Source organism: Sulfitobacter sp. R86518, assembly GCF_042466275.1.
GTDB classification, from domain to species: Bacteria; Pseudomonadota; Alphaproteobacteria; order Rhodobacterales; family Rhodobacteraceae; genus Sulfitobacter; species Sulfitobacter pontiacus.
Genome location: NZ_JAXHCA010000005.1, coordinates 2,225,748 through 2,240,210, shown reverse-complemented (window position 1 = coordinate 2,240,210; position 14,463 = coordinate 2,225,748). Strand labels below are relative to the sequence as shown.

Below are 14,463 nucleotides of genomic sequence, written 5' to 3'. Positions count from 1 at the left end.
TCACTTTCCAAGCGCAACACTGGGGTTGCTCTTGCTTGGTCGCTCGGTTGATATGGGGAGAATAACGCCAAGGAAGTAAAAAATGTCAGACAAACTTCGCATCGCCAAGCAGTTCATCGCGGCGCTGCCTTACAGCGGTGCCCTAGGGATGGAGCTGCAAGAGCTGGATGGCGGCGTTGCCGTGATCGACATGCCCTATGATGAGCGGCTGATCGGCGATCCGCGCACCGGTGTCTTGCATGGCGGGGCCGTGTCGGCGTTGATGGATACCTGCTGCGGGGCCGCGGTGATGAGCCACCCCAGCAATCCCGGTGGGACGGCGACGATTGATTTGCGCATCGAATATCTGCGCGCGGCTGTGCCCGGTCAACGGATCACGGCGCGGGCGGAATGTTATCACGTGACGCGGAATGTCGCCTTTGTGCGCGCCACGGCACAGGACGAAGAAGACGGCAGCCCGGTCGCCACCGCCACCGGCAGTTTCACGGTGGAGGGCAAACGATGAGCACACGGAGCAAACCCGAGGCGGTACAGGTCGTTAAAAAGCGTCGCGATGCGGCGCTGCGTGCGCTGGTGGACGGGGTGCCCTACATCAGCTTTCTGGGGATCGAGTTCGACCGCCGCGGCGACGAGCTGACCGGCGTTCTGCCGTTTTCCGACAAGCTGATCGGCAACCCGCTGTTGCAGGCGCTGCACGGTGGGGCCACGGCCTCGTTCCTTGAGGTCACGTCGATCATCACGCTGAGCTGGGAATACCTGTGGGAGGATCTTGAATCCGGTGCGCTGGCCGTCGACAAGATGGATGCGACGCATTTGCCACGACTGCCCAAGACCATCGACTTTACCGTCGATTACCTGCGCTCGGGCCTGCCGCGCGATGCCTATGCGCGCGCGCGGATCAACCGGTCGGGGCGGCGCTATGCCTCGGTGCATGTCGAGGCATGGCAGGACAACCGCAGCAAGCTTTTCGCGCAGGCAACGGGCCATTTCCTGATGCCCCAACGCCGTGACTGACGCGATCCCCAAGGGCGAAGTCAGCGCCGTCGCCCAAGGCAAACTATCCGCGAAAGACGTGGTGACCCACCGCCGCGTGCTGAACATCGCCATCCCGATTGTTATCTCCAACGCCACCGTGCCCATCTTGGGCGCGGTGGATACCGGCGTCGTCGGGCAGATCGGGCTGGCGGCCCCCATCGGAGCCGTGGGCATCGGCGCGATCATCCTGTCATCGCTCTACTGGGTATTCGGCTTTCTGCGGATGGGCACCGTCGGGCTGACCGCGCAGGCGGCAGGCAACAACGACGCGGCAAAGGTCGCGGCACTGCTGACACGCGGGCTGCTGATCGGCGGGCTAGCGGGCCTTGCGCTGGTGATGCTGCAGATACCGCTGTTCTGGGCGGCGTTTCAGGTTTCTCCGGCCAGCGCAGAGGTCGAAAACCTCGCCCGGTCCTATATGGGGATCCGCGTCTGGTCCGCCCCGGCGGCGATTGCGATATACGCAATCACCGGCTGGCTGATCGCGCAGGAACGCACCCGTGCCGTGCTGGTGGTGCAACTGTGGATGAACGGGCTGAATATCGCGCTGGATCTGTGGTTCGTGCTGGGGCTCGGCTGGGGTATCCAGGGCGTCGCCATCGCGACCTTTCTGGCGGAATGGTCGGGTGCGGCACTTGGGCTGTGGTTCTGCCGTGCGGCTTTCGGAGTGCCCGCATGGCGGGACTGGGCGCAGGTGTTCGACGGGCCGCGCTGGATTAACATGATGAAGGTCAACGGCGACATCCTTGTGCGGTCGCTTCTGTTGCAGGCGGTGTTCGTCTCGTTCCTGTTTCTGGGATCGGGGTTGGGGGACGTGAAACTCGCCGCCAACCAGGTGCTCTTGCAATTCCTGATGATCACGGCCTTTGCGCTTGACGGTTTCGCCTTTGCGGCCGAGGCGTTGGTCGGGCGGGCCATGGGCGGCAAGCAGCGTGATGTCCTGCGGCGCGGCGCGGTGCTGACCAGCGGTTGGGGTCTGCTGGCCTGTGCCTTGATGACCGTGGGCTTCGCATGGGGCGGGGGTATGATCATCGACCTCATGACCACGGCCCCGCTTGTGCGCGAAGAGGCGCGGGTGTTCTTGCCCTATATGGTCGCGGCCCCGCTGCTGGGGTGGGCGTCATGGATGCTGGACGGGATCTTTATCGGGGCCACGCGGTCGCGGGACATGCGCAACATGATGGCGGTGTCGTTTGTGATCTACTGTGCAAGTGCGGCGCTGCTGGTGCCGTGGCTGGGCAACCACGGGCTGTGGATTTCGCTATTGGTGTCCTTTGTCGCGCGTGGGGTCACGCTGGCGCTGCGCTACCCCGCGTTGGAGCGTGCCGCGGGATAGGCCCCGCCCGCGCAAGGTCGGGGTGAAGTCGCGCGGATCGCGCCCCGATCTGCGCCTGTGCGTCCTGTCAAAGCCAAGCGCTGCGGTTGCTGCCCACGGCATCGGCCACGGTATCGAACCCGTCCTGCTTCAGCAGTTTGTCGAGCCCCTTGGCGATATCCGTCACCAGTGACAGCCCGCCATAGACGAGCGCCGTATAAAGCTGCACCGCCGAAGCGCCTGCGCAAATCTTGGCATAGGCATCCTCGGCCGAGCCGATGCCCCCGACGCCCACCAGCGGAATATCGGTAAGCGTCGACAGGCGCGCCAACACGCGCGTGGATTTTTCGAACAGGGGCGCGCCCGACAGCCCGCCCATCTGGTCACGCTGCGCGTTCTTCAGGCCGGTGCGGTCCAGCGTTGTATTCGTGGCAATGATCGCGGCCACATCTGCGTCATTGGCGACCTCTGCCACATCGGCGATCTCCGCCTCGGTGAGGTCGGGGGCGATTTTCAGGAACACGGGCGTATCGCCGCGCACCTCCATCACGCCAGCCAGAAGTGCTGCGAGGGCGGCCTTGCCCTGCAGGTCGCGCAGCTTTTCGGTATTGGGCGAGGATACATTGACCGTGGCGAAATCCACGTGATCGCGGGCAAGCGCCATCACGCGGGCGAAATCGGCGGCGCGGTCGGTGCTGGTCTTGTTGGCCCCAAGGTTGAGCCCCACGGGCACGCCCGCGCCGCGGCGCGCCAAGCGTGTGCAGATCGCCTGCATGCCTTCGTTGTTAAAGCCAAAGCGGTTGATCGCCGCGCGGTCCTCGGGCAGGCGGAACAGTCGGGGTTTGTCGTTGCCGGGTTGGGGCAGGGGCGTTGCGGCCCCGACCTCGATAAAGCCGAAACCCGCGTTGGACAGCGGCGCGACGGCGGTGGCGTTCTTGTCAAACCCCGCGGCAAGGCCGACAGGGTTGGGCAGGCTCATCCCGGCAAGCGAGGTTTTCAGCCGTTTCGATGTGACCGGACCGGGTGTCGGGGCCAAGCCAAGCCGCAGCGCGGTGATCGCCAGACCATGGGCCGTTTCGGGGTCAACCTGATGCAGGGCGCGCAGCCCCAGCTGCTCGGCCATGCGCTTCATGCAAATTCATCCGTCAGAGGCAGCGGTGCGCTGCGGATCAGGCGCGATGTCACAACCGCGGCCTGACGGTGAACCACCGCCTGTTTGTACCGCGGGTCCGAGATCATCTGCAAAAATGCGTGGGCGTTGGGGTATTGCGCGATGAACATCACATCCCAATCCTCGTCCGAGGGGCCGATCAGCGTCACCTCGAACTGGCCGCGCCACAGGATCGATCCGCCGACATCCGCCAGCACCGGACCGCTTTCGGCACCGTAGTTCTTATAGGCTTGCGCCCCTGTCAGCGCCTTGGCGGCCAGCGCGTGATCGTCTGGGTAGGCGGCCTTGTCGCGCAGTTTGACAAGGTTCACCATATTCAGCGGCGTGTCGCGGTCCAGCCCCTTGAAGGCGTCGAACTGTGCGCGATCCGGGTCGATATATCCTGTCATCATTGAGCTTCCTTAAAGCCAGCGGGAAAATCATGCGCCCCGTTCAGCAAGGGCAGGGGCTGGGCCCAAACCACATCCTCTAGCATGAGCATGCGGTACAGATGCGGGAACTCGGCGCCGCCGCGCGACACCTCCCATTTCAGCGCATCACCAAGGCGGTCGGTCTCTACGGCCAGAAGAAACAGGTCTGCCTCACCGGCAAAGTATTTCGCAGCGGTTTCAGCCGCTTGTTCAGAGGTCGAGAAATGCACATAGCCATCGGCGACATCAACCGGCGCGCCCGTGGTAGAGCCGTCGCGGCGCAGAGCCTGCCATTCATCGGAGCGGAAAATTTTGTAAATCAACATAGCCGCTGTGATGCCTTGGTCGGTGCAAACGGTCAAGGGCTGTGCGCTTTGCGGCAGCGTAGGGCGGTGACCTTGGGGAAGGGCGGGTTTGCGCTCAGATGGTCTTTGACAAGGGAGCAAACTGGGGGTCACCATAGGTGCATAATTCAACCCAAAGGGGGGACCCATCATGAAACAATTCCTGACAGCCACGGCAGCGCTTGCGCTGACCTCGGGCATGGCAGCGGCGGATTATAGTCTGACCATCCTGCACACCAATGATTTCCACGCGCGGTTTGAACCGATCAGCAAATACGATGGCCCTTGCTCCGCCGAGGACAATACCGCCGGTGAATGTTTCGGGGGCACCGCGCGGCTGGTCAACGCGATCAAGGACGCCAAGGCGCGCACCAACAACTATGTGCTGGTCGACGGCGGGGACCAGTTTCAGGGCTCGCTGTTCTACACCCACTACAAGGGCAAGATGGCAGCCGAGATGATGAACATGCTGGGCTATGACGGCATGACCGTGGGGAACCACGAATTCGACGATGGCCCCGAAGTGCTTGCCGGTTTCATGGAAGCGATCGACTTTCCCATCCTGATGTCGAATGCCGATGTCTCTGCCGAACCGCTGCTGGCGGACAAGCTGGCGAAATCTGCCGTGATCGAGCGTGGCGGTGAAAAGATCGGCCTGATCGGACTGACCACCGAAGACACCCACGAACTGTCGAGCCCCGGAGACAACGTCGTCTTCACCAATTCCGTGGCTGCCGTGCAGGGCGAGGTCGATCTGCTGACCGCGCAGGGTATCAACAAGATCATCGTGCTCAGCCACTCGGGCTATGGGGTCGACCAGATGGTCGCCGAGAATACCACAGGTGTTGATGTGATCGTCGGCGGGCACACCAATACGCTGCTGTCCAATACCGATGAAAAAGCCGAAGGGGCCTATCCGACGATGGTCAAGGATACGGCGATCGTGCAGGCCTATGCCTACGGTAAATATCTGGGCGAGCTGAACGTGACCTTCGATGACGAAGGTAAGATCAAGGAAGCCTCGGGCGATCCGATCCTGATCGACGCAGGCGTCGCAGAGGACGAGACCACCGTCGCCCGTATCGGTGAGCTGGCCCAACCGTTGGAAGAACTGCGCAGCAAGGTCGTCGCCGAAACCACCGAGCCGATCGAGGGCGACCGGTCGGTCTGCCGCGTGCAGGAATGTCAGATGGGCAACCTCGTCGCCGATGCGATGCTGGCCCGTGTGGCGGATCAGGGGATCGAGGTCGCGATCCAGAACAGCGGCGGCTTACGCTCTTCCATCGACGCCGGAGAGGTGACCATGGGCGAAGTGCTGGCGGTGCTGCCGTTCCAGAACACCCTGTCGACCTTTCAGGTCACCGGTGCGGCACTGGTAGAGGCGCTGGAAAATGGCGTGAGCCAGATCGAAGAGGTCGCAGGTCGTTTCCCGCAAGTGGCGGGCATGACCTTTACCGTGGACACCAGCGCCGAGCCGGGCAGCCGCATCAGCGATGTCACCGTATCCGGCATGCCGCTTGATCCCGAAAAGACCTATGGCGTCGTGTCCAACAACTATGTGCGCAATGGCGGCGACGGCTATGCGCCGTTTACCTCTGCGCAGAATGCCTATGACTACGGTCCCGATCTGGCGGATGTGACGGCTGAATTCATCGCCGCCAACGGGGCCTACACACCCTATACCGATGGCCGCATCACAGTGAAATAAGCCAAGTCGCCATATCAACGCGAAACGGCGCGCCGCTGGAAACAGGGGCGCGCCGTTTTTATTTCAAGCACCTGCGACAAGCGCAGGGATGGACCCGATCACTCGCTCAGCGGTGCGGGATCAAAGCTGATCTCGCCGGAGTAGCTTTTGGGGTTTTCCCCAAGCGATGTGCCGATAAAGGTCACTTGGCTGTTTGCCTCTACCGTTTGGCTAAAGCTGCTGCCGGTTTCCAGCGTGCCGGATGACCACGACCCGTCACCCGCGCTGACGTTGCGCGCGGCGCTGGCGTTGTTGACAAAACGCAGCTCGTCCCCGGCATCGACATAGATCACGGCAGGAAAGAAGGCGTCGTCAAAGATCACGACGTCGTGGGTTTGCGCGGTCGCTGCGGTGGCAGCCGCAAGTGTGACCGCTGTCGCGCCCGCAGAAATGAGTTTGGTAAGTGAAATTGGCATATCCATGCTCCCTTTCAAAGGGGCCCCCCCCTAAAACTGATGAAGGGTGTGCTAATGCAGGATTGCGGCGGAAATAGGGCGAATATGCTTCAGAACCTTGGCCTATGCTAAAGAACCTGACCCGTCTGCCCGTCGAGCCACGTCTTGAACGACTGCAAGGCCGCGGTTTCGGCACGGTCCTCGGGCCAGACGAGGTAGTAATTCCCGATGCTCTGTGTCGTCTGCGTTGATGCCAGCACAAGCTGCCCGTCGCGCAGATAGGGCTCGGCCGAAAAGGTAGGAAGCAGCGCCACGCCCAACCCGTGTACCGCCGCCTGCGCCATGGTTGAGAACTGGTCGAACATCATGCCGGCAGGGGGTTCTTGCGTGACACCAAGCGCGCTCAGCCACCGCGACCAGCCGCGCGGGCGGGTATCCAGATGCAGCAGCGCATAGCGCAGGATCTGGCTGGGATCCTCCAGCGGTTCGGTCAGCAGCTCGGGCGCGCAGACGGGGACCACCGTCTCGGGCATCAGCGGCAAATAGCGCACACCGGGCCAGTCTTCCTTGCCAAAATGTATTGCAGCGTCAAAGGGGCTGTTCTGGAAGGAAAACGGATGCAGCCGCGTGCTGAGGTTCACTGTCACCTCCGGGTGGGACTGGGCAAAGTCGCGCAGCCGCGGGGCCAGCCAATGCATGCCGAACCCCGGCAGAATGGCAAGGTTCAGCGCCCCCGCAATTGGGTTCGTGCGCGCGGTGATGGAGGCCTGAGCCAGCCTGTTCAAAACGTCACGCACCTGAATTACATAGCTTTTTCCCGCCTCTGTCAGCACCAGCTGACGCCCTTGGCGATCCAGCAGCGCCACATTCAACTGCGCCTCGAGCGTCTTGAGCTGCCGGCTGATCGCGCTTTGCGTCAGGGACAGTTCCTGCGCCGCCAAAGTGGCGCTGCCCAAGCGTGCCACTGCCTCGAATGCGAGCAGGGCGTTGACCGACGGAAGGAAGCGACGCGGGGCGATCATATGACTTTGACTCATAGGTTCAGGAGTAACCAGCGATAGTCATTGCCGCCGGGCTTTGCAATACTGCGCCCAAATCCGAACCCCGAGGAGGACATACCATGAGCACCGAATTGCCCGTATTGAAAGCCAAAGACGCCCCCGACATGGGCAGCTTTGATTGGGCGGATGCGTTCCGCCTGAACGAACAGCTGACCGAAGACGAACGCATGATCCAGGAAAGCGCGCGCGCCTATGCGCAGGAAAAGCTACAGCCCCGCGTGATCGACGCTTTCGCCAATGAAACCACCGACCCCGCGATCTTCCGCGAGATGGGCGACATGGGCCTTCTGGGCGTCACCGTGCCCGAACAATACGGCGGCTTGGGCGGCAATTATGTGTCTTACGGTCTGGTCGCGCGCGAAGTGGAACGTGTGGACAGCGGCTATCGGTCGATGATGTCCGTGCAATCCAGCCTCGTCATGTACCCGATCTACGCCTATGGCTCGGAAGAGCAGCGCATGAAGTATCTGCCCAAACTGTCCAGCGGCGAATTCATCGGCTGCTTTGGCCTGACAGAACCTGATGCGGGCTCCGACCCTGCGGGCATGAAAACCCGTGCGGTGAAAACCGCCAACGGCTACAAGCTGACCGGCTCCAAGATGTGGATCTCGAACGCGCCGATCGCGGATGTCTTCGTGGTCTGGGCCAAGTCCGAAGAGCACGGCGGCAAGATCCGCGGCTTCATCCTTGAAAAAGGCATGAAGGGTCTGTCCGCGCCAAAAATCGGCAACAAACTGTCGCTGCGTGCCTCGATCACAGGCGAGATCGTGATGGACAACGTCGAAGTCGGTGAAGATGCCCTGCTGCCCCATGTCGAAGGTCTGAAAGGCCCGTTCGGCTGTCTTAACCGCGCCCGCTATGGCATCAGCTGGGGTGCACTGGGGGCCGCTGAATTCTGCTGGCACGCCTCGCGTCAATACGGTCTGGACCGCAAACAGTTCAACAAACCGCTGGCGCAGACACAGCTGTTCCAAAAGAAACTTGCCGACATGCAGACCGAAATCGCGCTTGGCCTGCAAGCCTCGTTGCAAGTGGGCCGTCTGATGGACAACGCCAACGCCGCGCCGGAAATGATCTCTATCGTCAAGCGCAACAACTGCGGCAAGGCGCTGGACATCGCCCGCATGTCCCGCGACATGCACGGCGGCAACGGCATCAGCGGCGAATTCCAGGTGATCCGCCACATGATGAACCTCGAGACGGTGAACACCTATGAAGGCACGCACGACGTGCACGCGCTGATCCTGGGCCGCGCCCAGACCGGCCTGCAGGCGTTCTTCTAAATCTCTGGCTGAGGGGGCTGCGGCCCCCTCATACCACCGGACCCGTCAGGATTTGACCGACGGTGCCCCCCCTTCAAACGCATTCCCGTTGACGTAATCACAAGGCGCTTCCTGCATTTCCAGGTGCAGCCCGTTGCCGGTATACGGATGCGCGCGGGCCAATGCCTCATCCACCTCTATGCCCAGGCCAGCGGCGGTGGGGGCTGTGATAAACCCGTCCTCTACCTTTATCGTGCTCTTGATCAACTGGTCGTGGAACGGCGTTTCGATACATTCGCACATCAGGACATTCGGGATCGATGTTGCCAGATGGATATTGGCCGCCCATTCCACTGGACCCGCATAAAGATGCGGCGCGATTTGCGCGTTATAGACCTCTGCCATGGCGGCGATCTTCTTGGCCTCCCAGATGCCACCGACACGGCCCAAGGCAGGCTGCAGGATCGCCGCCGCCCCCGACCGCAGCACCGGCGCGAACTCGGCCTTGGTGGTCAGCCGTTCTCCGGTCGCGACAGGGATCGGCACGGCCCGCGCCACGGCGGCCATCTGTTCGACCGCATCTGGCGGGATCGGCTCTTCGTACCAGAGCGGGCTATAGGGCGCGATGGCCTGTCCCAGCCGGATTGCGCCTGCGGTGGTGAATTGCCCGTGGGTGCCGAACAGCAGATCGGCCTTGTCGCCAACGGCCGCGCGGATCGCTTTGCAAAAGGCGACAGATTGCGAGATGTCGGTCATCCCCGGCATATGCCCGCCGCGCATGGTATAGGGCCCCGCCGGATCGAACTTGATCGCGGTATAGCCACGCGCCACACAGTCCAGCGCCAATTCCGCCGCCATCTCGGGCGAGGTCCAGAAAGCGGTCATATCGTGATGCGGCAGCGGGTAAAGATAGGTATAGCCCCGCACGCGTTCGTTCATCCTGCCGCCGATCAAGGCATAGACCGGACGATCGCGATCCTTGCCCAGAATATCCCAGCAGGCGATTTCCAGACCCGAAAATGCGCCCATGACGGTCAGGTCGGGCCGCTGCGTAAAGCCTGACGAATAGGCGCGGCGGTACATCAGCTCGATATTTTCGGGATTCTCGCCCTGCATGTGACGTGCAAAAACATCCTCGATCACCGCGCGCATGGCCTGCGGCCCAACCGACGCCGCATAACATTCGCCCCAGCCCACAATGCCGGTATCCGTGGTCAGCTTGACCAAAATCCAATAGCGCCCGCCCCAACCGGGGGCAGGGGGCGCTGTGACGATAACCTCAAGATCTTGCAATTTCATCGCGTGATCCTCTTTTCCAAATGGTTCAAAATCCCGGGGGTACGGGGGCTGGCCCCCGTGGCGCTAGCGGTCAAACAGGATGACATTGCGCCGCGCGGCACCGGTCTTGGTATCCTCGATTGCGTCGTTGATCTGCTCCAGTGACCACCGCCCCGAGATCAGCTCGTCCAGTTTCAGCCGTCCTTGGGCATATAGATCGACCATCCACGGAATATCGCGCTGGATCACCACGTCGCCCATTTTGGAGCCGACCGTGCCCTGACCCATTGCGGCGAATGTGCCGGGGTCATAGGTCGCGCCGTCGCCGATATGAGGCATGCCGACCATGACCACACGCCCCCCCGCGGCAAGGTATTTCGGCGCGTCGTTATAGGCAGGGATCGCCCCAACGGTCACGATCACCGCATCCACACCCTTGCGGCCAATCGCCTGTTCCAACTGCCCCCAGGGTTTGTCTTCGGTGGCAAGGATACCATCCGTGGCCCCGAACTCCTTGGCGATCTCCAGCTTCTCGGCGCTCATATCCACGGCGACGATGCGGCGGGCCCCGGCGATGCGCGCGCCCTGAACGGCGTTCAGCCCGACGCCACCGGCACCGATGACCACAACGTCCTGACCGGCCCGCAATTGCGCAGCATTGACCACCGCACCGACGCCGGTAATCACCCCGCAGGCGATAAGGCTGGCGGCATCCTTGGGAATATCGGCGCTGATCCTGACGACCTGCGCCTGATCCACAACGACTTTTTCGGCAAAGGCACCCGATGCCATGGCCTGATGCAGCTTGCCGCCGTCCTTGGTTTTCAGCGGGCCGGTGTCGCCGTCATAGGGTGTTTCGCAGATCACAGGACGACCGCTAGCGCAGTTGGGGCAGCTGCCGCAGGCGCGGATCAGCGTGACCACGACGCTATCCCCGACCGAGACACCGCTTACCCTGTCGCCCACAGCGGTCACCCGTCCCGCGGCCTCGTGACCATAGACCGCGGGCAGCGATCCGCCCCAGCCGCCGCTGGCAAAAGAAATGTCCGAATGGCAGATCGCTACGGCATCCAGCGTCACCTCGACCTCGGCCCCCTCCGGGGCGCGGAGTTCTACGTCTTCGATTTTCAGGGGAGCACCAAATTTATGGCAAACGGCGGCTTTGATCAACGGCATAACGGGTCCTTCCGGGCGCGTGAGTTTTGGGAAGGGTGGCAAGCTCTGCCCCCTCCCGCAAGCCTATATGCGCCGCGCTGGCTCAGGCTTACGTTATGTCAGTCCACATGCGCGGGATTAATACGCACGCGCCGGAAGACCACCAAGGCGACCACCCGCGCCATCACACTCAGCGAGGTCAGCAGCACCGGCCTGCGCCCGAAGCGGTCGGACAGGCTGCCCACCAGCGGGCTGAACAGGAATTGCATCACCGCGAATGTCGTCGCCAACACACCGCCCCACAGCGCGGCGCGTGACAGATCGGCGGATTGGACCTGCGCGATCAGGTCCGGCATCACAGGGATGATCAGACCAATGCCCATGGCATCGATCATGACGGTCAGGATGATAAATATGACCGCCGGACGCATGGGCTATCGCGCGCCGGTTGCGCGGTTACAGCGCACGCGCGCGGGCCACGAAGGCGGCTGCATCTGCGGGGGCCTGTCCCATCTGGGTTGACGGGTCGAAAAGGGTCTCGGCCACGTCGGGGTAATCCGCGTGGACCAGATCGGCCAGCGGCACCTGTTTGGCCAGCGCATCCTGACAAAGCTGTTTGGTGATCTTCTGGGCCTCGGGGCGGGGCATCGTTTCGGCTAGGGCAAAGCTCAGCGCTTCGGCGTGGATCAGGCCCAGCCCGTCTGTCAGCGCGCTGCGCATTTTCACAGGGTGCGGCGTCAGCCCCGCGACAAGGCTTTTCGTGTGGTTCAGCGCGGCGGCAAGGCTCAGTGCCAGCTGGGGCACGGCCATCCATTCCGCGAACCACGCGCCGCCATCACGCTGATGCTGATGCGCCGCGGCGGCCTGTAGCGTGGCGCGCTGGCCGGTGAACTGGTGCCCGAGGGCAACAATCGCCGAGGGCCCCACGGGGTTCTGTTTTTGCGGCATGGTCGACGACGCGCCTGCCGCCCCAAGGGCAAGCTCGGCGGTTTCGGTCATGGCCAGCGCCAGCGTGCTTTGCGCGATATGCGCCAGCGCCGCCATCACGCGGCCCTGCCAATCGGCGATGCGCAGCACGGGGCCGCGGTCCACATGCCAGCTGCGCCCGGGGTCTTGCAGCCCAAGCGCTTGGGCCAGCTGCGCGCGGGTCTCGGCAGCCTTGGGACCAAGGGCAGATCCCGTCCCCGCCGCCCCCGACAGGGACACGAACAGCGACCCTTCGCGCAGCGCCTCAAGCTGGTCGAGCGCATCGCACAGCGGCATACCCCATTCCGCCAGCACCGCGCCCCAGCTGGTGGGGGTGGCGTGCTGGCCATAGGTGCGGGCAGGCATCGGCAGGGATTGGTGTTGTTCGGCACCTGCCGCAAGGGCCGCGATGATCTCGCGCAGATCGGTTTCCGCCAGCTTGAGCGCCTGACGTAGGCGCAGCATCAGCGCCGTGTCGATGATGTCCTGACTGGTCGCGCCCCAATGGACGTGCTGGGCAAATTCCGGTGCCTGCATCTCAGCGCGGAACTGCGCCAGAAGCCCGGGCACGGACACGCCGTTCTCTCCGGTAGAGGCGGCAATCGCCCCGGGGTCGACCTGAATCTCGAGAGAGGCGCGGTGGATCGCGGCGGCGCTCATCTCGGGGATGATACCAAGGCTGCCCTGCACCTTGGCCAGCGCCCCTTCGACCAGCAGCATCGCGCGGATCGCAGCGCTGTCCGAGAACAGGCGGCCTGCGTCACCGGTGTTGAAAAGCTGTGCGAACAGGGGGCTGTCAAAGACGCTGGCGGCCATGGGTTACCTCGGGATAATGTCGTCAATGATCCGCGCCAGACCGGCGGGATCGGTAAAGAAGGGTGAATGCCCGCAGGCCATCTCATGAACATCCGCGCTTGGCCAGTCTTTCGTCATCGTGACCTGATAGGCGGGCGAGATGGTGCGGTCGTCCATACAGCGGATATAGCTGCGCGGCATGGCGTCCGCACGGGCAGTATCTGGCAGAGGCTTGATCGTCGGGGCCACGGCCTGCGCGCAGAGGCGTGGTGCGGCAAAACCTGCGACATCCGGCGGGCAGTCGTGATAGAACAGCGCCTCTGTCATCGCGGGATCAAGGGTAAAGCTTTTGCCATCGGGGGCGAGGCGCACAGCGGGCATCAGCGGTTGCGACGGGGCCTGTTTGCGCATCTCGGCCAGCGATAGCCCCGCCGCAGGGACGTAGGCACATAGATAGATCAGCCGCGCCATGGCGCTTGGATTTTTCTGTGCCGCCGCCCCGATGGCGAAACCGCCCATCGAATGACCCACCACCACCGTATCGGGGGTAGAGGCCGCAAGCACCGCATCGGCATAGCTGTCGAGCGTGACCGCGTTGACCGGCGTCGTGTCGTCGCCGTGGCTGGGCAGATCAATCGCACGGGGGCTGTGGCCCACTTCTTGCAACGCAGGGATCAGATCGCGCCAGCACCACGCGCCGTGGCACGAGCCGTGGACCAAAAGGATGTCAGACATGGCCGACGCTCTGCAAAAACTCGGTCAGCAGCGCTGCATATTCCTGTGGGTGTTCGACACAGGGCAGATGGCCGGCCTTGCGGATGATCTTGAACTTGGATCCCGGGATCAGCTCGATGGTCTCGCGTACCAGATCAGGGGGCGTTGACCCGTCTTCGGAGCCCGCGATCCCCATCACTGGCAGGCGCAGCGCCGCCGTGGGCGTGTAGAAATCGGTTCCCGAAATCGCGGCAGAGCAACCGGCATAGCCTTCGGCCGGTTGGCGTACGACCATACTGCGCCAAAGCTCAAGCTCGGGCGTGGCGCGGAAGGGGGCGGCGAACCAGCGTTCCATGATGGTATCTGCCATCGGTTCGATCCCGCTTTCTTGCACGGCGCGCACGCGGTCTGCCCACATATCCTTGGTACCGATCTTGGCGGCGGTATTGGACAGCACCATGGCGCGGATCAGGTCCAGCCGCTTGGTCGCAAGCCCTTGGGCGATCATCCCGCCGATCGACAGCCCGACAAAGACGCAGCCCTTTACGCCCAGATGATCCAGCAGCTTTTCCGTATCACCAATCAGCGCCCCCATCGCATAGGGCGCAGGTGGGCAGGACGACAGCCCATGCCCGCGTTTGTCAAAACGGATGATGCGCAGACCCTTGGGCAGCAGCGGCAGGATCGGATCCCACAGGCGCAGATCAGTCCCCAGTGAATTGGCAAAGACCACAGGCGCACCGTCCTCGGGGCCATCCACACGGTAATGCAGACGCACATCGCCAGTATCGAAAATCTTCATGTCAGAACCTCCT

Annotated in this window: 15 protein-coding genes and 1 pseudogene; 5 read left to right on the top strand and 11 right to left on the bottom strand. The window is 63.0% G+C overall.

Features of this window, described 5'->3' with window-relative positions; genetic code table 11:
* The first annotated feature begins 82 nt into the window (after window positions 1–82).
* From SJY36_RS11935 to SJY36_RS11925, 3 genes are read left to right on the top strand one after another with little or no spacing between them, the layout of a single operon-like run.
* Window positions 83–505: a PaaI family thioesterase gene (locus tag SJY36_RS11935; protein WP_005849458.1), complete on the top strand. Its 423-nt coding sequence runs from the start codon at window positions 83–85 to the stop codon at window positions 503–505.
* Entirely contained in the window at window positions 502–1,014 is a 513-nt protein-coding gene (locus SJY36_RS11930; RefSeq protein ID WP_009825150.1) for a PaaI family thioesterase, read from the top strand. The genes SJY36_RS11935 and SJY36_RS11930 overlap by 4 nt, the downstream gene beginning before the upstream one ends.
* Window positions 1,007–2,371, top strand: a complete 1,365-nt coding sequence (locus SJY36_RS11925) for an MATE family efflux transporter (protein ID WP_386175397.1) — start codon at window positions 1,007–1,009, stop codon at window positions 2,369–2,371. Before SJY36_RS11930 ends, SJY36_RS11925 begins: the two co-directional genes overlap by 8 nt.
* A gap of 67 nt (window positions 2,372–2,438) precedes the next feature.
* Here the strand turns inward: SJY36_RS11925 and SJY36_RS11920 are convergent, their stop codons facing one another.
* From SJY36_RS11920 to SJY36_RS11910, 3 genes are read right to left on the bottom strand one after another with little or no spacing between them, the layout of a single operon-like run.
* Window positions 2,439–3,482 carry a quinone-dependent dihydroorotate dehydrogenase gene (locus SJY36_RS11920; RefSeq protein WP_386175395.1) on the bottom strand — a complete coding sequence of 348 codons (1,044 nt, stop codon included), beginning with the start codon at window positions 3,480–3,482 and terminating at the stop codon, window positions 2,439–2,441.
* Window positions 3,479–3,910, bottom strand: coding sequence for a DUF1330 domain-containing protein (locus tag SJY36_RS11915; protein WP_005849454.1), 432 nt, complete (start codon window positions 3,908–3,910; stop codon window positions 3,479–3,481). The genes SJY36_RS11920 and SJY36_RS11915 overlap by 4 nt, the downstream gene beginning before the upstream one ends.
* Entirely contained in the window at window positions 3,910–4,257 is a 348-nt protein-coding gene (locus tag SJY36_RS11910; protein ID WP_386175392.1) for a DUF952 domain-containing protein, read from the bottom strand. Before SJY36_RS11910 ends, SJY36_RS11915 begins: the two co-directional genes overlap by 1 nt.
* Window positions 4,258–4,426: 169 nt before the next feature.
* On the opposite strand from SJY36_RS11910, the gene SJY36_RS11905 reads away from it, so the two are divergent.
* Window positions 4,427–5,983 carry a bifunctional metallophosphatase/5'-nucleotidase gene (locus SJY36_RS11905; protein WP_386175390.1) on the top strand — a complete coding sequence of 519 codons (1,557 nt, stop codon included), beginning with the start codon at window positions 4,427–4,429 and terminating at the stop codon, window positions 5,981–5,983.
* 98 nt (window positions 5,984–6,081) lie between these two features.
* Here the strand turns inward: SJY36_RS11905 and SJY36_RS11900 are convergent, their stop codons facing one another.
* Together SJY36_RS11900 and SJY36_RS11895 are read right to left on the bottom strand one after the other, a co-directional pair.
* The gene (locus tag SJY36_RS11900; RefSeq protein WP_005849451.1) at window positions 6,082–6,438 is read right to left on the bottom strand and encodes a hypothetical protein; all 357 of its coding nucleotides are present in this window, start codon (window positions 6,436–6,438) and stop codon (window positions 6,082–6,084) included.
* A gap of 107 nt (window positions 6,439–6,545) precedes the next feature.
* Window positions 6,546–7,439, bottom strand: a complete 894-nt coding sequence (locus tag SJY36_RS11895) for a LysR substrate-binding domain-containing protein (protein WP_037945092.1) — start codon at window positions 7,437–7,439, stop codon at window positions 6,546–6,548.
* Between the two features lie 98 nt (window positions 7,440–7,537).
* Here SJY36_RS11895 and SJY36_RS11890 point away from each other — a divergent pair, with 98 nt between their 5' ends.
* Window positions 7,538–8,761, top strand: coding sequence for an acyl-CoA dehydrogenase (locus SJY36_RS11890; RefSeq protein ID WP_005849449.1), 1,224 nt, complete (start codon window positions 7,538–7,540; stop codon window positions 8,759–8,761).
* Between the two features lie 45 nt (window positions 8,762–8,806).
* Here SJY36_RS11890 and SJY36_RS11885 read toward each other — a convergent pair whose 3' ends face one another.
* The 6 genes and pseudogenes from SJY36_RS11885 to pcaD form a co-directional block, all read right to left on the bottom strand.
* The gene (locus SJY36_RS11885; protein ID WP_386175385.1) at window positions 8,807–10,039 is read right to left on the bottom strand and encodes a mandelate racemase/muconate lactonizing enzyme family protein; all 1,233 of its coding nucleotides are present in this window, start codon (window positions 10,037–10,039) and stop codon (window positions 8,807–8,809) included.
* A gap of 63 nt (window positions 10,040–10,102) precedes the next feature.
* Window positions 10,103–11,194: a zinc-binding dehydrogenase gene (locus tag SJY36_RS11880; protein ID WP_386175382.1), complete on the bottom strand. Its 1,092-nt coding sequence runs from the start codon at window positions 11,192–11,194 to the stop codon at window positions 10,103–10,105.
* Window positions 11,195–11,337: 143 nt separating this feature from the next.
* Window positions 11,338–11,604 (bottom strand): annotated as a pseudogene (locus SJY36_RS11875) (MFS transporter); the annotation flags it as partial.
* A 25-nt stretch (window positions 11,605–11,629) separates the two neighbouring features.
* Window positions 11,630–12,955: a lyase family protein gene (locus SJY36_RS11870; RefSeq protein ID WP_386175379.1), complete on the bottom strand. Its 1,326-nt coding sequence runs from the start codon at window positions 12,953–12,955 to the stop codon at window positions 11,630–11,632.
* 3 nt (window positions 12,956–12,958) lie between these two features.
* The gene (locus SJY36_RS11865) at window positions 12,959–13,669 is read right to left on the bottom strand and encodes an alpha/beta fold hydrolase (protein ID WP_386175377.1); all 711 of its coding nucleotides are present in this window, start codon (window positions 13,667–13,669) and stop codon (window positions 12,959–12,961) included.
* Complete coding sequence (gene pcaD / locus SJY36_RS11860; protein WP_386175374.1) at window positions 13,662–14,450, bottom strand: 3-oxoadipate enol-lactonase; 789 nt, start codon at window positions 14,448–14,450, stop codon at window positions 13,662–13,664. Before pcaD ends, SJY36_RS11865 begins: the two co-directional genes overlap by 8 nt.
* Window positions 14,451–14,463: the final 13 nt, after the last annotated feature.